21 protein-coding genes and 3 pseudogenes are annotated in these 19,163 nt (G+C 69.4%); 8 read left to right on the top strand and 16 right to left on the bottom strand.

Going from position 1 to position 19,163, the window contains the following annotated elements; all coding sequences use genetic code 11:
• Positions 1-5: 5 nt before the first annotated feature.
• The 5 genes from M2163_RS07380 to M2163_RS07400 form a co-directional block, all read right to left on the bottom strand.
• A complete protein-coding gene (locus M2163_RS07380; protein ID WP_280893493.1) occupies positions 6-578 on the bottom strand; it encodes a DM13 domain-containing protein in 573 nt (190 codons plus the stop codon).
• A 112-nt stretch (positions 579-690) separates the two neighbouring features.
• A complete protein-coding gene (locus M2163_RS07385; RefSeq protein ID WP_280893494.1) occupies positions 691-1,245 on the bottom strand; it encodes a hypothetical protein in 555 nt (184 codons plus the stop codon).
• On the bottom strand, positions 1,242-2,264 hold the full coding sequence (locus M2163_RS07390) for a DUF4232 domain-containing protein (RefSeq protein WP_280893495.1): 1,023 nt from the start codon (positions 2,262-2,264) through the stop codon (positions 1,242-1,244). The genes M2163_RS07385 and M2163_RS07390 overlap by 4 nt, the downstream gene beginning before the upstream one ends.
• 143 nt (positions 2,265-2,407) lie before the next feature.
• A complete protein-coding gene (locus M2163_RS07395) occupies positions 2,408-4,162 on the bottom strand; it encodes an NlpC/P60 family protein (RefSeq protein WP_280893496.1) in 1,755 nt (584 codons plus the stop codon).
• A gap of 102 nt (positions 4,163-4,264) precedes the next feature.
• Positions 4,265-4,840, bottom strand: coding sequence for a CGNR zinc finger domain-containing protein (locus tag M2163_RS07400; RefSeq protein WP_280893497.1), 576 nt, complete (start codon positions 4,838-4,840; stop codon positions 4,265-4,267).
• Between the two features lie 206 nt (positions 4,841-5,046).
• Between M2163_RS07400 and M2163_RS07405 the strand changes: the two genes are divergently transcribed.
• Both M2163_RS07405 and M2163_RS07410 read left to right on the top strand, forming a co-directional pair.
• The gene (locus tag M2163_RS07405) at positions 5,047-5,670 is read left to right on the top strand and encodes a LysE family translocator (protein ID WP_280893498.1); all 624 of its coding nucleotides are present in this window, start codon (positions 5,047-5,049) and stop codon (positions 5,668-5,670) included.
• A 26-nt stretch (positions 5,671-5,696) separates the two neighbouring features.
• Positions 5,697-5,966: a hypothetical protein gene (locus M2163_RS07410; protein WP_280893499.1), complete on the top strand. Its 270-nt coding sequence runs from the start codon at positions 5,697-5,699 to the stop codon at positions 5,964-5,966.
• 138 nt (positions 5,967-6,104) lie between these two features.
• Here M2163_RS07410 and M2163_RS07415 read toward each other — a convergent pair whose 3' ends face one another.
• Positions 6,105-7,616 carry a hypothetical protein gene (locus M2163_RS07415; RefSeq protein ID WP_280893500.1) on the bottom strand — a complete coding sequence of 504 codons (1,512 nt, stop codon included), beginning with the start codon at positions 7,614-7,616 and terminating at the stop codon, positions 6,105-6,107.
• Between the two features lie 125 nt (positions 7,617-7,741).
• Entirely contained in the window at positions 7,742-8,254 is a 513-nt protein-coding gene (locus M2163_RS07420; protein ID WP_280893501.1) for a hypothetical protein, read from the bottom strand.
• 142 nt (positions 8,255-8,396) lie between these two features.
• On the opposite strand from M2163_RS07420, the gene M2163_RS07425 reads away from it, so the two are divergent.
• Complete coding sequence (locus M2163_RS07425) at positions 8,397-9,557, top strand: pentapeptide repeat-containing protein (RefSeq protein ID WP_280893502.1); 1,161 nt, start codon at positions 8,397-8,399, stop codon at positions 9,555-9,557.
• Positions 9,558-9,592: 35 nt separating this feature from the next.
• Here the strand turns inward: M2163_RS07425 and M2163_RS07430 are convergent, their stop codons facing one another.
• The 4 genes and pseudogenes from M2163_RS07430 to M2163_RS07445 form a co-directional block, all read right to left on the bottom strand.
• Positions 9,593-9,901, bottom strand: coding sequence for a hypothetical protein (locus M2163_RS07430; protein ID WP_280893503.1), 309 nt, complete (start codon positions 9,899-9,901; stop codon positions 9,593-9,595).
• A gap of 32 nt (positions 9,902-9,933) precedes the next feature.
• Positions 9,934-10,251, bottom strand: coding sequence for a WhiB family transcriptional regulator (locus M2163_RS07435; RefSeq protein WP_280853611.1), 318 nt, complete (start codon positions 10,249-10,251; stop codon positions 9,934-9,936).
• A gap of 162 nt (positions 10,252-10,413) precedes the next feature.
• The gene (locus tag M2163_RS07440) at positions 10,414-10,698 is read right to left on the bottom strand and encodes a hypothetical protein (RefSeq protein WP_280853610.1); all 285 of its coding nucleotides are present in this window, start codon (positions 10,696-10,698) and stop codon (positions 10,414-10,416) included.
• 160 nt (positions 10,699-10,858) lie between these two features.
• A pseudogene (locus tag M2163_RS07445) lies at positions 10,859-10,936 on the bottom strand (hypothetical protein); the annotation flags it as partial.
• An 86-nt stretch (positions 10,937-11,022) separates the two neighbouring features.
• On the opposite strand from M2163_RS07445, the pseudogene M2163_RS07450 reads away from it, so the two are divergent.
• Positions 11,023-11,463: pseudogene (locus tag M2163_RS07450) on the top strand (TetR/AcrR family transcriptional regulator).
• Between the two features lie 12 nt (positions 11,464-11,475).
• Here the strand turns inward: M2163_RS07450 and M2163_RS07455 are convergent.
• Together M2163_RS07455 and M2163_RS07460 are read right to left on the bottom strand one after the other, a co-directional pair.
• Positions 11,476-12,405 carry an SDR family NAD(P)-dependent oxidoreductase gene (locus tag M2163_RS07455; RefSeq protein ID WP_280893505.1) on the bottom strand — a complete coding sequence of 310 codons (930 nt, stop codon included), beginning with the start codon at positions 12,403-12,405 and terminating at the stop codon, positions 11,476-11,478.
• Positions 12,406-12,454: 49 nt separating this feature from the next.
• Entirely contained in the window at positions 12,455-13,342 is an 888-nt protein-coding gene (locus M2163_RS07460; RefSeq protein ID WP_280893506.1) for an SDR family NAD(P)-dependent oxidoreductase, read from the bottom strand.
• Positions 13,343-13,414: 72 nt separating this feature from the next.
• On the opposite strand from M2163_RS07460, the gene M2163_RS07465 reads away from it, so the two are divergent.
• On the top strand, positions 13,415-14,356 hold the full coding sequence (locus tag M2163_RS07465) for a LysR family transcriptional regulator (protein WP_280893507.1): 942 nt from the start codon (positions 13,415-13,417) through the stop codon (positions 14,354-14,356).
• A gap of 75 nt (positions 14,357-14,431) precedes the next feature.
• On the opposite strand, the gene M2163_RS07470 is transcribed toward M2163_RS07465, so the two are convergent.
• Positions 14,432-14,578 (bottom strand): hypothetical protein, encoded by a 147-nt coding sequence (locus tag M2163_RS07470; protein WP_280893508.1) that lies wholly within the window; start codon positions 14,576-14,578, stop codon positions 14,432-14,434.
• A gap of 76 nt (positions 14,579-14,654) precedes the next feature.
• Between M2163_RS07470 and M2163_RS07475 the strand changes: the two genes are divergently transcribed.
• Together M2163_RS07475 and M2163_RS07480 are read left to right on the top strand one after the other, a co-directional pair.
• Entirely contained in the window at positions 14,655-14,831 is a 177-nt protein-coding gene (locus M2163_RS07475; protein WP_280893509.1) for a WHG domain-containing protein, read from the top strand.
• Between the two features lie 95 nt (positions 14,832-14,926).
• A complete protein-coding gene (locus M2163_RS07480) occupies positions 14,927-16,024 on the top strand; it encodes a MerR family transcriptional regulator (RefSeq protein ID WP_280897225.1) in 1,098 nt (365 codons plus the stop codon).
• Between the two features lie 69 nt (positions 16,025-16,093).
• On the opposite strand, the gene M2163_RS07485 is transcribed toward M2163_RS07480, so the two are convergent.
• A complete protein-coding gene (locus M2163_RS07485; protein WP_280893510.1) occupies positions 16,094-16,261 on the bottom strand; it encodes a DUF418 domain-containing protein in 168 nt (55 codons plus the stop codon).
• Positions 16,262-16,291: 30 nt separating this feature from the next.
• On the opposite strand from M2163_RS07485, the pseudogene M2163_RS07490 reads away from it, so the two are divergent.
• Positions 16,292-16,759 (top strand): annotated as a pseudogene (locus tag M2163_RS07490) (ATP-binding protein); the annotation flags it as partial.
• A 96-nt stretch (positions 16,760-16,855) separates the two neighbouring features.
• Here the strand turns inward: M2163_RS07490 and M2163_RS07495 are convergent.
• Positions 16,856-18,976 carry a PQQ-dependent sugar dehydrogenase gene (locus M2163_RS07495; protein ID WP_280893511.1) on the bottom strand — a complete coding sequence of 707 codons (2,121 nt, stop codon included), beginning with the start codon at positions 18,974-18,976 and terminating at the stop codon, positions 16,856-16,858.
• Between the last annotated feature and the right edge of the window lie 187 nt (positions 18,977-19,163).

Genomic DNA, 19,163 nt, shown 5'->3' on the forward strand with positions numbered 1-19,163 from the left:
ACCCGTTACGCGGCGGCGAGTTCGGCCGCGCCGAAGGACACGTCGAAACGATCGCACCAGATGCTCACGCTGGTGAACGCGGAGGGATCGACGTCGCCGGGCACGGTGTAGTTCTGGCTTCCCTTGTTGCCCTTGAGCTTGCCGAGGCTGACGTACTTCCCGTCGTCGAAGACCCGCCAGCCCGCGCTTCCTTCCTTCACCGGGGCATCGGTCAACCACACATGCAGGTCCGGTCCGTTGCTGGTGTCGAGGTTCTCCAGTCGGACGACATGAGAGCCGTCGGCGAGCCGTACGAGCTTCACCGTGCCCGAGGTCGCGTGCTCATGGCTGATCAGGTCACCGCTCGCCACCGTCCGGGGCCCCGCCTCCGGGCTGGGCGCGGCCGGCCCCGACGACGTGGGCCCGGGCGTGGAGGGGGTCGGCGTGGTCACGGCTCCGGGCAGTGCCTCCTGCACGGTCTCGTCCTGCCACAGCTTCCACGGCTGGAACCAGTACAGCCCGAAGCCGACAGCGGCAACCGCCACCACCAACACCCCCAAGGCCAACGGCCTGCCCAGCTTCTCCCGCACGCGCCCCATCGTGGCCTCACTTCCTCGCATTTCCTGACGGCCGGTCGGCACCTCATTCAACGGTCCGGACGGCCGTCACACACCCGGGGACGTGATGACGAAATCCTTACGTCCCAGGCGGTCAGCGCTCGGGACATCCCAACTGCCGCATGAGCGACCTCGGGTCCCGCACGACCTGCCACAGGCCGAACGAGAGCAGCGCCAGGCTGATGGTGAAGCAGACCCAGAACACGAACTGGCTGCCGGTCGCGAGGTCGTGGGTGGTGCCGTCCTCGTAGCGGCAGTAAGCCTGCGGGGGAAACGCCTTAGACGTGCCGACGCCTCCGTAGTACATGGAGCACGGATCCTCGCCGGGATCCTTGATCGTGTCGTCCGCCGTGACGATCAGCAGCCAGGACACCGCCGCCACGGGAACCGTGCAGAACAGGATCATTTTCGTCCAGGTCGGCAGGCGAGGGTGTCCGAGGAGCCCGTACAGGGCGACCAGGACGACCACGAACACCGCGATGACGACCCCGGCGGTGAACGGCCTGCCGTACACCTCGTCCAGGAGCCAGACGACTCCGGCCACCGGTGGCGCGGTGAGGAGAACGACCTTGATTCCGGATGCGATGCGCGGGTGCACCAAGAGGCACACGGCGAGCGCGCACGCGATCACGGCGAGGAGCGCGGTCACGGACGGACGGTGGTGGTGGCCGGGTCCCTGTACGTCTCGTCCTTCTGCCACGGGCCGACCCCGAGCTTTCCCGTCGTGCCGAGGTCGAGTTCCGGCACGACCGTCACGGGATGAGCGGTGGGTGTGGCCCAGACGCGGACGTAGGGCGCATTCACCGGTGCACCTGCTTGGGTGGTGTTGCGCCAGGCCAGTGTGGCCGCCGCAGCCTCCCCCGGACGCAGGACGACGAGTTGAGGGCCGCTGTCCCCTCCGAGACCGGTACTGATCTGATCGGTCCCCTGAAGGATCCGCACCCCGTCCACGGGGTGGTGGTCCTCGTCCTGGATCGCCAGTTTCGGGTAGCCGTTGAGCCGGATGGGCCGGGCACCGCAGTTGACCAGGTGCAGGCCGACGGCGCGCAGGCCCATGGCCGCGTTCCCTTCATCGGCGTAGAGGCGCATGCCCGATTCCGGGCACGCGCCGGAGGCAGACGATTCCTCGGCTTCGGGAACGCTCCGTACCTTGATCACCTTCACCCCCGTCACTTCCGGCGCGTGCTCGACCCCCTCCCCCATGACGACGGTGCCCTTGACGGCCCGTCCCGGCGCGATCGCCTCAACGGTGTGCTCCACGTTGTCGACCGCGCCTCCGGAGGCCGAGAGGAACCCGAAGGTCAAGGTGTAAGTGGCGGTGTGGGTCTGCTGGTTGGTGATCTCGAAGTCCGCGCTGTAGCCGACGCCCGTACAGCCGCTCTGTGGGCCCCAGGCGTACAGGGCGGTGATCTCCGCGCCGTTCCCGGCCGTACCGTCACCGCCCGCCGAGGGCAGGGGCAGCGCGGTCCGCGTACCGGAGGGACGAACGGACGGCTCGGAGGACGGCGGGCTGCCGTACCGGGAGAAGTCCGAAGGGCACAGCGCCTCGGCCTTCACCGGACCTCCGCCGTCCTCGTCGCTGCCGGACGAAGCGCTCTGGGTGCCGCAGGCGGTGAGCAGCAGGGCTGCGGCGAGGACGGCGGGAGCGGTGCGGGAAGCGGTCGGCATTGGCCCACCCCACCAGGAGACACCCCTGCGGGCTGTGGCGGAACCCACACCTCCGGTCACAGGGGCGTCACAGATCACCGCGGAGGACGGTCCGCGGCCGAACTGCCTCCCGATTCACGGGACATGGTGACTGCTGACCTGGTTCAGACACGACGCACGGTGTGCAGGGTCCTGGCGTAGGTGCCCGAGCCGTCGAGGAGGGACGCGCCACCGAGGTCCGACATGGTGGGACCGTTGACCGTCTTCCGGCTGGAGAGGAAGCGGCGTCTGCCGTCGTCGTCGAGCCCCAGGTAGATCCCGACGTGGTCGATCGTCTGACTGACCCCGTCGTCGCTGGAGTCGGCGTTGAACAGCACCAGGTCGCCGGGCTGGAGCAGGGTTGCGGCGGGCGGAGTGGTCCCGGTGGCGCGGTCGACGACCACGCCTGGCGCGTAGTCGGCCATGTGCCGTGACTTGCGCGGTATCCGCGTACCGGAGGTGTCCTCGTCGGCGGCCAGGGGCACGCCCAGGTGGTAGCCGTAGACCATGCGTGTGTAGCCCGAGCAGTCGAGGTTGCCGACCTGCTTGCCGGACGGCCCCTTGTACGTACCGTCCGGGAAGGTCCAGCCCACCTTCATGTACTCGTGGAAGTCGGCGCCCTCGAGCCGGTAGCCATGTGTGTCGAGGTAGCCGTAGCCGGACTCGCCCAGCACCTGCTTTCCCTGGGCCGGTCCGGCGCCGGCCGTGACCGCCGCAGCGCCGCCGAGGAACATCGCAGCGTACGCGAGGACGTCCGGGGCGGTGGATCCCGCCCAGGCTCGGATCGTCTGCTCCACCTGAGCCGTCCAGGTGCCGTCGAACGGCTCTGGCAGCACACGCACCCAGTCGCCGTGGCTGACGGTCGGCAGGACCGCCCAGTTCGCGGCGTCCACCTCCAGGCGGCTCACGGACAGCCGGACGGGCAGGTTGGTGCAGCCCTCGTTGGCCAGGGCGCGCACGCCCACCCGGCCCTTGACCAATGTGGGCGTGGAGTCGCTGATGTCGAAGGCCCACGAGGCCGGTTCCGCCGAGGCGGACCGCCATGCCTTCGCCTGGATCCGGGCGCCCTCCCGCCGCACCCGGATCGTCCACTCGGTCCCCGCCGGCACTCCCGTGGCCAGGGTGATCGCCGTCGCCAGCGAACTCGCCGTGTTGGTGACCTCCTTCTCCAGGCGCATCTCGACCGCCCCGGAAGTGAGGAAGGACAGCCGCGCCCGGTAGTGGTTCTGGGTGCTGCCGTAGCCGAAGGTCAGCGCGAACGAACAGGCCTGCCCCGTCGGCACCTTGTCGAAAGCGGCCGTGCAGCGTACGTCGACATCGGTGATCTCGTCGTCGCGCAGGCTCGCGTGCCGGCTGTACCCGGCGGTCGTGAGGTCGACGATTCCGGTGCCCGGCACCACCGAGAAGTCGGTCCTGAAGGTCTCGGACGTGACCCACGTGCCGCCGCCGGGCGAGGCACCCCAGTACGCCCTGTCCCCCTCGTCCAGCGCGAGGTCCGGCAGTGTGCGCTGGAAGTCGTCCACGAAGGGCCGCTTGTTCTCCGCGAACGTCCGATGCGGGCCGGGCAGTACGACGGTTCGCGCGCCGTGGGTCAGCACCGCGACGCGCTTGCCCCCGGACGTCACCTCGGTGCGGGCCGGGGTGCCGGGCAGCACGGTGGCGGTGAGGGGGGTGGCCAGGCCCACCGGGGTGAAGTGTGCGGCGCCGAGCGGCGCCATGGACACCCATGAACGGGCGGAGGAAAGTCCGCCCGGTCCGGGGAAGGCCGGCACGTCCGCGAGCGCGGCGGCGCGCGCCGGGACGGCGGTCAGACCGGTGAGCGGGGCGGCGGCAGAGCCTGCCAGGGCGGCGAGGAGTCTTCGCCGAGTTGTGTGAGACATGTGGGTGATGATCCGTCACCGCCTGCCGACATGTCTCGGCAGGCCCGAGTTCGGGAGGAGAGCACGACGTCTCATCGGCCGCGCCATTCGATATGGAAGTGGTCAGTCGGCAACGCTTGAGCTATTGCGCTTGTTGGCGAGGAAGCGCGCCTTCTTCTCGCGATTTCCACACGTATTCATGTCGCACCATTTCCGCGTGCCGCCTCTACTGGTGTCCAAAAATGCGGCTCGACATGTGGGCGATGCGCACAAGGAGATCTTTCCCTCTCGTTCTCCCGAGAGGAGGCTGATTGCATCGGCGGCGATCACGCTGAGGGCATCTTCCACGGAAGAGGAGCCCAGCCGCCATTCCCGGCCTCTCTCGGGCGTCAAGATCACCGAGGCCAGACCGCGGGTACTGCATTCATTGATGACATGGACAGCCGAAGAGGGGAACGGGTTCTGGTTTGCAACGGCCGTGGCCGCTGCATGAATTGACTCCCTCAGCTCTCGAGCCCGATCGAGCTGGGACCTGGTGCAGGAGTCGACCGCGAGCCCATTGACCGCCAACCAGTCCGTGAGCCGGGAGGGTACGGGGATCCGCTCCAATGGTGCACCGTAACGCTCCGAGAGGGTGCCCGTAAAGCTGGTCGCCAGCACTTTTCCCAGGCGAAAATCGGGGAAGTGAACGGTAGCCACGGAACCACCTTAGCCGGTTGCCGCTCGCAGGGCAAGCATGTTAGAACCGCCTTAGATGGTTCTTCATCGACGAGGCGATCCCACGGAATCTTCGAGGTCGACAGCGATGGTTCGGCCATCGGCTGGAGCGACGAGGTGCGGATCGATCACTACTGGCGTCGAGGGTTCGTTCCCGGCACGCCAGTCGAAGCGGGAGGTAGTCGAGCATGGTGGATTTAGCGGTATTGCCGAGCTACGTTGCGGTGATCCTGCTCTTTCTCGCCCCACCCGGACCAGATATGGCCTACATGCTCGCAGTGGGCCTTGAAGGTGGTCGCCTGTCCGCTCTGAAAGCCATCCTCGGCATAGCAACAGGTATGAGCGTCTATGCCGCCGCCGTCGTTGCCGGGATGGGGGAGATAGCCCGATCACAACCATCGGTGCTTGATGCGGTGAGAATTCTGGGTGCCGCGTACTTGCTGTGGCTGGCATACGTGACAATGCGAAATGTGCGTCGCGCGGTCAACGGACGCGACGGCATCACGGCAGGCAGGTGGTATACGCGAGGAGCATTGGTCAGCCTGACGAACCCGAAAATAATTCTCTTCTACCTTGCGGTGCTTCCACAGTTCATAGGGAAGGCAGAGAATCCCGAACTGCAGATGACCGTTCTCGGCGCAATCAACGTTCTGATGGAGGTCCTGCTTTACGGTTCCATTGGAGTGCTGGCGGGATTCTTTCATGCACGGCTCACCGGCTCAACAAAGGCGACGACCGCGCTGAATTATTCCGCGTGCGCCGTTTATGTCGTGCTGGCAGCTGCCATCACTGTCGAGATCCTCCTGGCCTGACAGCGGCTAACGGGATGGGGGAAGCCGTGCCGATGCCCATGGACCGGGCCGAGGAGCGACTGCATCATGAGTTGAGCCGTGGGCGGCAGCCCCTCGCCGAGCTGGACTCGGACGAGGTGTGGCGCAGGTTCGTACGCTTCGGCTCCCAACGCTTCGTCACCGCGGACACGCCCGACGCTGATGGCCCTCTCTTCCAGTACGGGACCCATGCCTTCGTGGGACCGCCCGTCTTCACGCTGGACCTTGCCCGGGAGTTCGAGATCAATGACGCAAGTGTGATCACAGCCGCGAAGTGATGTGCCGGATGACGCTCCGTGACCGCTCCCCAACATCTGTGCCGGAACCGCCTTTTGGAAACACTTGCCCGAAGTCTCAGCGTCAGGCGACGGCCAACGGCGCTGCCATGCCGGCGATCGCTGTGTGGCTGTCGGCCTTCAGGGGCCGACCGCCGTCGGCGGGGTGGCGGAGCCGGGCAGGCAGTGGTCGAGGAGTGCGTGCATACGGGGGACGGGGAGGGATGGGTTGGCCGCGGCGCCCTCTGCGGTGCGGAGGTCGGTGAGGAGGGTTTCCAGGGTCTCCGGTGTGAGGGCCGGGTTGGTGGCGGCTGCCCGGCGTACCGCGTCGTCAGGGTCTTTCAGCGGGGGTTCGGGCAAAGCGGGGTCTGCCGCGGCCAGGGCGCGTACCTCGGGGTCCGGGTGGCCTACGAGGTGGGTCCGGCCGGTGCGGGGGAACGCGCGCAGGGTCAGCAGGTGGGGACGGTGGGCCGGACGGGTCACGAAGACGTCCAGGAGCAGTTGCGGCGGAGCCAGTGGATGGTGGCAGGCAAGCCGGATCCGTACCTCCTCGTCATCGTCCCGCGCGAGTGTCCCGACGAGCTCTTCGGACAGACCGGGCCAGCTCGCCGCAACCCTGCGGAGCACCGGTTCCTCGGACACCGCGCAGGTGGCGTACCAGTCGGGCGACGGCTCGGTTCCCGGCACCGTGATCGGGCAGGTGCAGTCGGGACCGTGCCCGACGACCCTGTGGACGGCCTCGAATTCGGCCCAGCTACGGATGGAGGGCTGGATGTGGGCACGCATTCGCACATCCTCGTCCGGATCCAGCCTCAGCTCCGCCGCCACCTCCGTTCCCAGGTCCGGTCGGGTGGCGACCAGCCTGCGGATCTCCCCATCCGGGTGGCGGGCGAGCCGGGCAAGGGCGTAGGCCGGGGTATGACGGTTCCTGGCCAGCGGGTGCACCTCGTCGTCCGCGAAGCACTGCTCGACGACCGCGGGTGACAAGGCACAGGTTCCGAGGATGTACCACGTCTCGCGTGATTCGCGTGATCCGATGGACTGCAGCCTGGCCTCCACCGCCTCCGGGTCCAGCACCCAGTTGCTCTGACGCGCCGCGTTCCGGACCGCCGGGTCGGGGTCGTCCAGCAGGGCTTTGCGCTGTTCGGCGGTGAGTGACTGCCACTGAAGGGCGGCGTACAGACGAAGTGCGGGATGGTCGTGACCGGCCATGTCCCGCGGGAAGGACGGAGGGACCTGCCGGGAGGACCAGAGCTCACCAGCGATCTCTTTCGCGGTGACCCTGCCGTCCTCGCCTCCTTCCTGAGCGGTGAGGAAGGTGACGAGTATGTCCTCCGGCAGCGGCCGGACCCACCGGGGCTGGCGTCGGGGGCCGGCGGCGAGACGCGCGCGGACGAGTCCTGAGGGGTCCGACGCCAAGGGAGCGAGTCGTGTGGGGTCGACATGCAGGTTGCGGGCGAGGGCGCTGCGGATCCGCTCGTCCGAGTGGCGCAGGGCGGCGTCGACGACGGGATCGGGCAGGTCGCGACCCTCGCACATCAGCAAACCGGCCTCACCGGCCGCTTCGTCCAGGAGACGTATCAGCGCGTCGGCGGGCGCGGCCGTGTTGAAGGCGATGCCGCGCAGCCACGGTTGACGGAGAGAGTCGGACACCACGTCATCCTGCCACCTCGCCTCCTGGACCCGGGTCGCCCGACGGGCGACGATGTCGCCACGCGTCACTGCAAGCTCGCAGTCCGCCAGGAGTTGACGCGCCGGTCACGGCGATCAACACACTGCTATGTCCCTGTCGCGCGCGTCATCACGTAGGTGTTCCCGATGTCGGTATCGCCGTAGAAGAAGAACAGCTTCAACTCGTCGTGCTGGTCACGGTCCACGTAGAAGGACCATGTGTACGTCGATGGGGGCTCGGGAGCCGAGGTGTTCGCGGCTGCCGGGGTGGAGGAACGGGTCTCTGCTCGGGTCCGTGCTGTCAGGGCGACTCTGACGACCTGTCCGCCCTCGTCGTCGGTCAGTTGCCAGGTTCCCGTACCGGAGAGGCGCCAGCCGTCCTCGAAGTCGAAGTCCTGACCGTCGAGCCTTTCGAGAAGAGCCGTTCTGTCTTCGCGGAGGACCACACGAGTCCCCTCTACGTTCTGCCAGTCTCCGGCGACTTCGGCGGCCGTGGTGTCGTGGATCCCTGTGCCGTCGTAGTACTGATAGGGGTTGGCGCATGCCGTCAGGGCAGCCAGGACCATCAGCAATCCCGCCAGGTGCGCCCCCCACACGCGCAGTCTGTCTCCACTCGCCACGAGGATCTCCCCCTCCGCCCGCATCACCCCACCCACAGAGCGGGCCTTGCGGACACCTTGGCAGAAATATTGAACATGTTCAATTCCGTGGGGGCGCAATGGTCTTGATCGTCTTCTGGGCGACGCCTACGCTCTCTTGCCCATGGGGATGGGGGAGCCGGACCGCAGACGGCGGGCGTGGCACGACGGGCAGGTCAGGCGTCGTGCAGCCGCAGCGCTGCTGGCCGGGACAGGGCTGTTCGTTCTGGGCACAGTGTTCGTCGTGCTGCCGGGGATAGTGGTCGACCACGATCTCGCCGGGGCGCGCGTGGCCGCGCAGGATCGGCTGAAGGCGGTCAACGATGTCCGTACGACGCTGTTTCAGGTGGTCGGCGGCCTGGTCCTGCTGTTCGGCGCCTACGCCACATGGCGGCAACTGCGGGTCAGTCAGGAAGGATTGCGCGCCACCCAAGAGGGCTACGTCACCGATCGGTTCAGCCGGGCCGTCGACCAACTCGGCAGCGACAAGCTGGATGTGCGCATCGGCGGTTTGCACGCGCTGTGGCGGATCGCGGAGCAGTCCACCCGCGACCGGGAGGCCATCATCTCCATCCAGGCCGCGTATCTGCGGACACACCTCCCGTGGCCGCCGGCCGGTCCGGAATCACCGGCGGCAGACGTGTCCATCAACGACATCGCACCCCTGGAGACCCGCGCCGCCGACGCTCAGGTGGCGCTGACCGCGCTCGGCGTGCTGTGCCGGCAGCGGGAGCAGTCCTGGGTCAACCTCAGCGGCACCGACTTGCGCCGGGCCGACTGCGACGGGCTGTGGTTCCCCGAGGTCAACCTCGACCGTGCCTGCATGGAGGCGGCCGGCCTGTATCACGCCAACCTGACCCAGGCGTCCCTGGCCTCGGTCAACCTGCGGCACGCCGACCTCACGACGGCGATTCTCCGCCGGACGCGCTGCGTCCTGGCCGATGTGCGGGCCGCGAAGCTGGTCGAGACCGACCTGCGTGACGCCGACTTCACCAGCACCGATCTCCGCGAGGCGAACCTGCGCAAGGCCGTGGCCCACGGTGCCGTCTTCCACCGCGCCGACCTCCGCATGGCCGACTTGCGCGGCACCGACCTGAGCACCGCCGACCTTGTCGAAGCGCGCCTGACCGGTGCCCTCGTCAGTGAGCACACCCGTTGGCCCGCCGGTTTCGACCACGCGGCCGCGGGGGTCGTCATCACCGAGGACCCCGGACCCGAGCCGTCGCCCCTGCTCCAGCCGCCCGGCATGACGTGGCAGGCGCCGCCACTGCGGTCCACTCCCTGAACGAGGAGCGTCGATCAGGACTGCGTCCACCGTGATCACGGGGCCTCTGCACTTCCCCACCGCGCCCACAGCGTGACGTGCCATTCGTCGGCGTCGGGAGCGGGTGGGGCGATTGCGGGTACGGGGCCGGGGGCCGTTTCGACGAGGTGCAGAAGCGTCCAGGCGACGCCGTAGCAGTCGTCGGGACCGAAGCAGGTTGCCAGAGCCCTGGCCTCGTCGGACGTGACCGGCCGTGCGATCGCGTCGAGTTGACGGACTCGACGGTCGATCTTTTCTTCGTCGGCGTCACGGTCGGGGAGCGGGCCGTGGGCAACGAACGTCCGCACCTCTGGTCTCAGTCTCATGGGCGAATGATCGACTGCCACAGCCGCTCCGCTCAACCTGCCAGATGAGACGGTCTCCCGGTGGTCGCGATCGTAGTGCGCTCGTGGGCCGCACGAGCCGTCGCAAGCAGGCTGCGCCAGGAAGTGACCGTTGGGCGACGCCTCAGCAGGGCCCGGCGTTCGCGTTCGGTCATTCCTCCCCATATGCCGAACTCAATGCGCTGGTCCAGGGCGTAAGCGAGACACTCGGTCCGTACGGTGCAGCCGCTGCACAGTGCTTTGGCACGGTTCTGCGCAGCGCCCTCGACGAACAGATCGTCGGGGTCCGCAGTCCGGCACAGCCCCTGTTCACTCCAGTCGGTGTCCGCCATCCGGTGATGCCGTCCTCTCCTCTGACCCGCCTAGTGCATTTCCTGTTGCCCCCTGCTCGAAGCAACAGGCATATGACACTACGCCGTTCGGAGAATCGGTCCTTCAGCTCCGCATCGTCACACCTTCGAGTGAGCGACATTTGCCTTCTGTGCGCAGCACGGCTATGTGTGCAGGCCTTGGGGCACTTCGCTTCGGGGCACTTCGGGCACGCGGGGCCCGCAAACGCCCCTTGCCGGTGGGGCCCGGGCAGCGTCCTTGAGGGGGTGGCGTCGGCCGATCGCGGGATGCAGGACACCCTTCCGGACCAGGTCGAAGAGCTCCGTGCGCAGGACCTTCGTCGAGGCTCGGAACGTGGCCTCGCCTCCGCCGTCGAAGACGACGTCCACGCCCGCGCCGTCGGTGAGGTCCAGCACGGGATCGACGAAGGCCTCCCCGGTCGAGATCACGGTGTGGTCGGCTCCGACGCGCCGGGAGATCTCGGCCTCCTGAGTCCGTCACCGAGGGCCACCCCGACAAGATCGCTGACCAGATCAGTGACACCGCGTACACCCAGGCGACCCGGTCTCCGACGGCGAGGTCGGTCACGCCCTCGCCCAGCGCACTCACCCGGTCGGCGCCCTCCACACCGGGGACGAAGGGCAAGGCGCCGGTGGCCGCGCCCAGTCGGCGGGACCCGGTGTCCATGAAGTTCACCCCGGCCACGGTGATGTCCACGCGGATCTCGCCCGGGCCGGGTCTCCGTGGCCGCAGGCGGAAGGACCGCGTCGCGCCTGACCGGAAAGGGCGCCGCGACCCGGCGTCGCATCGTGGAAGGCGCCGCCGCGGAGATCCGCGAACGGGGCGCCGCCGGGACGACCCTCGACGACATCCGCGCCCGCACCGCGACCAGCAAGAGCCAGATGCGGCAGGGCGTCAACTGCCCGCTCGGTGTGCCGATCACCAAGCTGGGCCGCACCACTCCGGCCGCGTAGGCGCTCACGAGCCAGTTGCTCAGTCAGTGGCAGTCGGCCATGCGCGCCGGTGTCCGGCGCCTGCAGGACAGCGGTGAGGCCGACCGGCGGCTGGACGCCGACCGGGTCGCGGCCGCGCTCGTCGCCGCGGTGCAGGGCGGTGTGACCATCCTGATGTCCACCGGCCGCATCACCCACCTGGAGGCGGCACTGGACACGACGCTGACGTTGCCGCGTGACGCCTCCCCGGGGGCGCGTTGACGGGAGCGGGACTTACGCGGCCTGGTCGAGGAGTTCCTCCGACAAGGCCCACAGGCGTCGGGCGTTGTCCGGGTCGACGGCGTAGCGGGCGACGCCGTGCAGGGTGCCGGAGCGGCGGTCGACGATCCCGGTCTCGTTGCAGTCGACGAAGTAGCGGCCGCCGACGCCTTCGAGCAGCGGCGATGTGGCCAGGAGAGCTGATGTGGCGGCCCCCTGTCCGACGGTCTTGATCAGCTCGGCGGGGACGCGGCCGCTGCCCCGGCCGCCGGTGTGCCGTTGCAGGTTGGTGTGGATGGCGCCCGGCATCAGGGCGTTGGCGGTGATGTTGTCGTCGGCCCAGCGGCGGGTCGCCTCCACCGCGAACAGGACATTGGCGGTCTTGGACTGGCCGTAGGCCAGCCACGGGTCATAGGGGCGGAAGCCGAAGTTGACGTCGTCCCACACGACGGGTGACCGCTGGTGGCCGGTGGAACTCACCACGACGACACGGGCGTTGCCGTCGGCGGCCAGCGCGCCGTGCAGGCCGGTGGCGAGCGCGAAATGGCCCAGGTGGTTGGTGGCGAACTGCCACTCCCAGCCCTGTTCCGTGTACTGCTCGGGGCAGGCCATGACGCCCGCGTTGTGCACCAGGACGTGCAGCGGGCCCTGCCAGGCGGCGGTGAAGGCGGTGACGGACGTGGGATCGGTCAGGTCGAGGTGCACGGCCCGGACGTCCTGGTTTCCGGTGGAGACGGTGATGTCCTTGGCGACGCGTTCGCCCGCCGCCACGTCCCGGACGGCGAGCGTGACGGCAGCACCCGTGGCCGCCAGGGCGCGGGCCGTCTCCGCCCCGATTCCGGAGGAGGCACCGGTGACCACCGCGCGTCGGCCGGTGAGATCGATCCCCGACACGACGTCGTCGGCGGTGCTGGAGAAACCGAACGGGGTGGTGATGGCACTCATGAGGAACTCCTTGCTGTGTGCTGAGGCGCGGCGTGACGGCTCGGCGGCTTCAGGGCGTGAGGATGCGGTCCTGCTCCACCGGAGGGGTGCCGTCGTGCCAGTCCAGGGCCTTGCCGAAGCGGATCAACTCGCCGTACAGGGCGGGATCGGCACCTTCGGCGAAGACCAGGTCGAGCACGGCGGAGGCCGCCTGGGCGGGTGACTGCGCCTGGCTGTAGTCGCTGAACCAGGGGCGCGAGGTGGCGGTGTCGATCATGCCGGGGCACACGGACGCGATCAGCGTGCCGGTGGCCAGGTCGTGTGCGCGGCGCTCGGCGGCGAGGGCGCGGACGGCGGCGACCTGGGCGACCTTCGACGGCACGTTCAGCCAGACCGGCCAACCCCCCTCCTGCGCCGTCCTGTTGTGGATGGCGCTGCGCCAGGACTCGACGGCGTACTCGACCTGCTCGAGGCTCGCCCCGTCGAACAGGTGGCGCAGCCGCGGGTCGAGATGGCCGAGGGTGCCCAGACTGCTGGCCACCACGAGCAACCTGCCGCCCGGACGAAGGAGGGGGCCGAAGTCGCGCAGGACGGCGTGGGTGGCGGTGTTGGAGACGTCGATGAACTCGTCCGCCCGCTCGGCCTGCGATTCGTCGGGCAGGACGCGGGCGACGGCGTTGGAGATGACGACGTCGACCCCTCCGTACCGGGCCCGGAGGTCCTCGGCGAGGGAGGCGATCGCGTCCGTGTCCGTGACGTCCAGGACCCGGCCCTCGACGCGGGCGCGCGTGCCGGGCAGCCGGCCCGCCTCGGACGCCGCGTCGGTCACACGTCGCTGGTCGCGGTCGGTGAGCAGGACCAGGTCCGCCGGGTGCATACGGGCCGCCAGCCCTTCGACGAGGGCGCGGCCGAGTCCTTGGTTGGCGCCCGTGACGAGGGCGATGCGTGAAGTGGTCATGCACGCCACGCTAGGGACGGTCACATCCATGAGTCCAACGAAAGTTCGGCACGGGTAGTATGCGTATTCGTCATGGACTTCACGGATGTGTCGCTCACCGCGCTACGCGTCTTCCGCGCCGTCGCCGAGCAGGGAACCTTCACCGCGGCCGCCGCGTCGCTGGGTTACACCCAGTCGGCGGTCTCCCGGCAGATCGCCTCGATCGAACGGGCCGCGGGCGCCGAACTGCTGGAGCGGCGGCGCGAGGGTGTACGGCTCACCGCGGCCGGCCGGGTTGTCATGCGCCGTGCGGCGACCGTCCTCGACGAGATCGACGCGACCGCGCGCGAACTGTCGGGCCTGCCCGGGCAGGCGGGCACGGTCAGGCTCGGCTGGTTCCCCAGCGCCGGGGCCGTTCTGGTGCCCCGCGCCTTGGCGGCACTGCGCCGCACGGATCCGGATCTCCAGGTCGTCGGCCGCGAGGGCAGCACCCCGGCGCTGGTGCGCGCCCTGCGGGCCGGCAGTCTCGACCTGGCGCTGCTCGCCTCGGCACCGCCGTTCCGGCCGCCGGACTCCGAGTCGCCCCCGCTGGCGCTCCAGACCCTCACCGAACGCGCCCTCTGCCTGGCGGTCCCCGCGACCCACGCCCTGGCCCGCGGCGACTACGTCGATGTGTCCGACCTGCGCGGGCAGCGATGGATCGCCGGCTCCTCCTCGGGTGAGGACAAGCTGATGGGCGTGTGGCCGGGTCTGGACGAGCGGCCGGAGATCGCCCACACCGCCCGGGACTGGCTCGCCAAGCTGCACCTGGTCGCCGCGGGGTGCGGACTGACGACCGTGCCCGCCGTGCTCGCCTCCGTCGCGCCTCCGGGCGTCCGTGTCCTTCCGGTCCGCGGTGGCCCACAGGAACAGCGGCGGCTGCTCCTGGCCCATCTCCCCCACCCGCTGGCCGCCGCGAGCGTCCGCGTGGCAGCGGCCCTCCGCGCGACGGCCCTCGACGCCGACACCCCCGTCTTCGCCTCACCTTCCTCGTGACGGTGAAGCGATCAGGTGCGGCAAAGCCACCGACGGCCTTCAGAACCTCTTTGCACCTCCGGTGACAAAACGTGGTCAGTGCCGCGACGTCTCGATCAGTTCGAGGAGGTTGCCCTGCGGGTCGGCGGGCGAGACCGGACTCGAACCGGACCGCTCGACGAACTCCACGCGCAGGCCCGCCTTGTCACTCAGGACGACGGTAGGCACGCCCGCCTCGACCATCGCCAGACCTCCTGGGCGGGCAGGTCGACCGCGGCGGAACCGTTTCGCCGTAGTCCTGGCCGCCCACGAGGATCCGGTGGAGCAACTGGCGGCCTTCGCCTCCGCCTACGTCCGTTTCGCCGCCAAGAAGCCCGCCCTGTTCGACATCACCTTCAACGCCGGCCTCGACAAGTCCCGCTTCCCCGATCTGGCCGCCGCCGGCGACCAGGTGGCCCGCCTTCTGCTGCCGGTGTCCGGCCGGCCGGCTGGCTGAGGACCGGGACATCGCGCGGCAGGAGTGAGTGAGGGGCTCTTGACCCTCACGCGGCGTCAGGCTGCATAGTCGGTGCCGTGGATGATCACTGGACCGTGGGACGCGTGGCCGAGCTCGCCGACGTGAGCGTCCGCACGCTGCACCACTACGACGAGATCGGGCTCGTCCGGCCGTCGGCTCGGACCATGGCCGGCTACCGGGTCTACTCGGCGGGTGACGTCGAGCGGCTGCGCGAGGTGCTGGCCTATCGGCGGTTGGGTTTTTCGCTGCGGGAGGTCGCGGAACTGGTCGACGCCCCGTCCCCCGACGCAGTCGCGCACCTGCGCCGGCTGCGCGGACTGCTGCTGGAGCGGCGTGATCGCGTCGATGCCATGGTGGCGGCCGTCGACAGGGAACTAGAGGCACGGGCGAGGGGGTCGGAGGTGACACCGGATCAGCCGCTGGAGACGCTCGGCGCACGCCTGTACGACGCGATCGGCGGCGCCTACCCCGCTACCCGTCGTACCGATCCGCGGATCGCCGCGCAGATCTGGGAAGCGCTCGGGGACGCGCGGACGGTACTGAACGTCGGGGCCGGCACCGGCTCCTACGAGCCCGCTGATCGCGATGTGACCGCGGTGGAGCCCTCGGCGGTCATGCGGGGGCAGCGGCCTGCCGACTCGGCACCCTGCGTGGCCGCCGCCGCGGAGAGCCTGCCCTTCGAGGACCACTCCTTCGACGTTGCGATGGCCGTCTCCACCGTCCACCACTGGGGGGACCCGATAGCGGGGTTGCGTGAGATGCGGCGCGTGGCCCGCCGGGTCGTGGTGCTCACCTTCGACACCGACGAGCCTGCGTGGCAGGACCGGTTCTGGCTCACCCGCGACTACCTGCCCGAGTTCCCCGCCGTCCTGTCGGGGTTTCCCTCGCTCGCGGGGATGGCCGACGCGATCGGCGCCCGCGCTGAACCGGTTCCCGTTCCGTGGGACTGCGCCGACGGCCTGTTCGAGGCCTACTGGCGTCGGCCGGGGGCGTATCTGGAGGAGTACGTGCGCCGGGCGATGTCGGTGTGGACGAGGGTCGGGCCGGAGGCCGAGCAGCGCGCGGTACGACGCCTCGGCGACGACCTCGCGTCCGGCCGGTGGGCCGACCGCAACAGCGACCTCGCCGACCTCGACGCGGCAGATCTCGGCCTCCGCCTGCTCATGGCCTGAGTGGTCCGGCAGGGTGGGGCTGAGCCCGCACGCACGCGCTCGGCGGAGGCGTCCCACCCGGACCGGGTCTCAGCGGACGTACTTCGCCGGCTTGGTGGCGGTGTGGAGAAGGTACTCGAGGGGGCCTCGGCGGAAGAACCGGGACCAGATCGCGGCGAACACGATCGCGCCGAGGACGTACATGAGCAGCGGCGTCCAGGACTGCTGGGTGTCGGACCCGCCGGGCGTGGACAGCACGGACTGGGCGACGAAGTGGCCGACGTAGGCCGTTCGCTGAGCGTCACCACCCTCGACGAACTGCGCACCATGGTCACGCTGTTGCGGGCGTCCGGCAGCAACGCCACCGAGCTGACTCCGCAGCCCACCCTGGCCGACCTCCACAAGCTCGTGGACTCCAGCGGCACGCACGCGAAGCTCACGGGTGGACTGCCGCCCCATGTGAGCACTCCCGCCCAACGGGCCCTCTACCGCACGGTCCAGGAGGCCTTGACCAACGTCCGCAAACACGCCCCCGGCGCCACGGCGGACGTGGAGCTGTGGCAGGACGGCGACCACGTCGGAGTGACCGTCACCAACACCCCGCCCACCCGTCCGTCCCTGTCCCTGCCCGGTTCGCAGCACGGTCTGGTCGGCCTGCGGGAACGGGCCGACATCCTGCACGGCACTCTGGAGGCGGGCCCCACCACGGAGGGCGGCTTCCGGGTGCGGCTGCGGATTCCCCTCGGAGCGGACTGAGCGGGGCGCGCTTGGCGCCGTCCGCGCGCTCGGGCACGGCCAGCGGGGCGCCGCCCCTCCCCCGGGTCGGCGCCCCGCATCCGTGGTCGTGCCTGATCAGTCAGCCGGCGTCAGCGCGACCTCGGCACTGCCCGAGAGGGACGGCAGTCCCGCCGGAGGCGTGTCGGTGTAGGTGGCGTTGAAGACCGCCTTCAGGTTGTCCGAACCGCTGTGACCGCCGTCCACGAAGGTCTTGAACGATCCGGAGCAGCCGTTGCTCGACGACAGCGGGTGGCCGTGCGAGTCGTGGCCGAGGATGAACGAGACGGTGACCTTCGAGCAGTCCACCGGCTGGTCGTCGGTGACGGTGACCTGCCAGGTGACCGTGTCGCCCCAGTGGAACGCGGTGCCGCCGTGCGGGGCCGGGTCGGTGGTGAGGGAGACGACCGGCGCCTTGTTGCCGACCACGACGGGCACGGACGCGGAGGCCGAGCGCCCGGTGCTGTCGGTGACCTTCAGCGTGGCGTCGTAGACACCGTTCTTGTCGAAGGTGTGCTTCGGGTTGGCCTCCCTGGAGTCCACGGTGCCGTCGGCGTCGAAGTCCCAGGCGTAGCGCAGGGCGTCGCCGTCGGCGTCCTTCGTGCCGGCGCTGGAGAACTGCACCGTCAGCGGGCTGGTGCCGTTGACCACGTCCGCGGCGACCTTGGGCTCCGGGGTGCGGCTGCCGCGGGTGAAGTCGATGCGGGAGAGCTGGGCCTCGGGCAGCTCGGCGAAGTACCCGGTGCCGTACTCGAGGACGTAGAGCGCGCCGTCCGGGCCGAACTCGGCGTCGATCGGGCCGTCCGTCTTGATCGAGGGGATGGCGTCCTCGATCTTGCGCACCTCGTTGTTCCTGCCGAGGGTGATGGCCTTCATCTGGTCACGGGTCCACTCGTAGAAGAGCGGCTTGCCGTCGAAGTACTGGGGCCAGCGGTTGGCGGCCTTGTTGTGCTTGTCGTAGCGGTACGCCGGGCCGCCCATCGGGCCGATGCCACCGGTGCCGAGTTCGGGGAACTCCGCGGAGGCGCCGTAGCCGTAGACGATCTCCGCGTCCTCGACCGGGGGCAGCTCGGTGCGGCCGGTGTTGTGGCGGGAGTCGTTGACCGGCTTGGCGCAGTCGAAGGCGCCGCTGGAGGTCTGGGTGGCGAAGTCGTAGTCCTGGTAGGGCATGTCCTGGGTCACGCAGAACGGCCAGCCGTAGTTGGCAGGGCGGTCGATGACCATCCAGCGTCCGTGGCCGGCGGGGCCGCGGCCCGGGTTGGCGGTGTTGGCGTCGGGCGAGTAGTCGCCGACGTAGAGCTCGCCGGTCCGCTCGTCCACGCCGAAGCGGAACGGGTTGCGCAGACCCATGGCGTAGATCTCGGGGCGGGTCTTCGCGGTGCCCGGCGCGAACAGGTTGCCGTCGGGTATCGCGTAGCCGCCGTTGTGCTTGACCTTGATGCGCAGGACCTTGCCGCGCAGGTCGTTGGTGTTGCCCGCGGTGCGCCGCGCGTCGTAGGCCGGGTTGCGGTCGGCGCGGTCGTCGAGCGGTGCGTAGCCGTCCGAGGAGAACGGGTTGGAGTCGTCGCCGGTCGACAGGAACAGGTTGCCCTTGTGGTCGAAGTCGATCTTGCCGCCGACGTGGCAGCAGATGCCGCGGTCGGCGGGCACGTCGATGACCTTCTGCTCGGTGGCGAAGTCGAGCTTGTTGCCCACGAGCTTGAACCGGGAAAGCCGTGTGTATCCCTTGTACTTGGCGAAGTCCGCGTCCGTGCCGAACTGCGGTGCGTCCCCCTCGTTGACGCCCGGGGTGGCCGGGTCGTCCATGGGGGTGTCGAGACGGGGCGAGTAGTAGAGGTAGACCCAGTGGTTCTTCGCGAACCCGGGGTCGACGGCGATGCCCTGCACGCCCTCCTCGTCGTGCTGGTACAGCCCGGCGGGGCTCTTCTTCATGTCGGCGGCGAGGAAGTTCACGCCGCTCTTGGGGTCGTGGATGCGCACCTCTCCGGTGCGCGCGGTGTGCAGCACGCGACGGTCGGGCAGGACCGCCAGGGCCATGGGCTCGCCCGGGCGGTCGTTGAGGGTGACCTTCTGGAAGTCCGACGAAGCCGGCGGTGCGGGGTCCGATTTGGCGGCCTGGGCCGGGGTGAGCGGCAGGAGCCCGACGGCTCCGGCCATCGCAGCCGCCCCCACGAGGGTGACGATCCGTCTGTTGCGCACTCAGAACTCCTTTGGTCTGCCCGGCACGTGAAAAGCCAGGCGGAATGCGTGAGTTGGACGCTAGGGCGCCCACTTTCAACTCGTCAAGGACAAAGTTTCGATCGATTAGAAGAAAGTTTGTCCCGGTCTTTCTTGGTATCTCCGGCTCATTCGGGCGCGCCGGGGACCCGCCCGGCGGCTGCGCACC

Origin of the sequence: Streptomyces sp. SAI-135, from assembly GCF_029893805.1 — a bacterium.
In the GTDB taxonomy this organism is placed as follows: Bacteria; Actinomycetota; Actinomycetes; order Streptomycetales; family Streptomycetaceae; genus Streptomyces.

Bases quoted from the DNA above. Each gene is read 5' to 3' on its own strand.
- M2163_RS07470 (WP_280893508.1), bottom strand. From the start codon at position 14,578: ATGGTCGAGGCGGGCGTGCCTACCGTCGTCCTGAGTGACAAGGCGGGC.
- M2163_RS07405 (WP_280893498.1), top strand. From the start codon at position 5,047: ATGGTGGATTTAGCGGTATTGCCGAGCTACGTTGCGGTGATCCTGCTC.
- M2163_RS07430 (WP_280893503.1), bottom strand. From the start codon at position 9,901: ATGAGACTGAGACCAGAGGTGCGGACGTTCGTTGCCCACGGCCCGCTC.
- M2163_RS07390 (WP_280893495.1), bottom strand. From the start codon at position 2,264: ATGCCGACCGCTTCCCGCACCGCTCCCGCCGTCCTCGCCGCAGCCCTG.
- M2163_RS07395 (WP_280893496.1), bottom strand. From the start codon at position 4,162: ATGTCTCACACAACTCGGCGAAGACTCCTCGCCGCCCTGGCAGGCTCT.
- M2163_RS07435 (WP_280853611.1), bottom strand. From the start codon at position 10,251: ATGGCGGACACCGACTGGAGTGAACAGGGGCTGTGCCGGACTGCGGAC.
- M2163_RS07465 (WP_280893507.1), top strand. From the start codon at position 13,415: ATGGACTTCACGGATGTGTCGCTCACCGCGCTACGCGTCTTCCGCGCC.
- M2163_RS07455 (WP_280893505.1), bottom strand. From the start codon at position 12,405: ATGAGTGCCATCACCACCCCGTTCGGTTTCTCCAGCACCGCCGACGAC.
- M2163_RS07425 (WP_280893502.1), top strand. From the start codon at position 8,397: ATGGGGATGGGGGAGCCGGACCGCAGACGGCGGGCGTGGCACGACGGG.
- M2163_RS07460 (WP_280893506.1), bottom strand. From the start codon at position 13,342: ATGACCACTTCACGCATCGCCCTCGTCACGGGCGCCAACCAAGGACTC.
- M2163_RS07380 (WP_280893493.1), bottom strand. From the start codon at position 578: ATGGGGCGCGTGCGGGAGAAGCTGGGCAGGCCGTTGGCCTTGGGGGTG.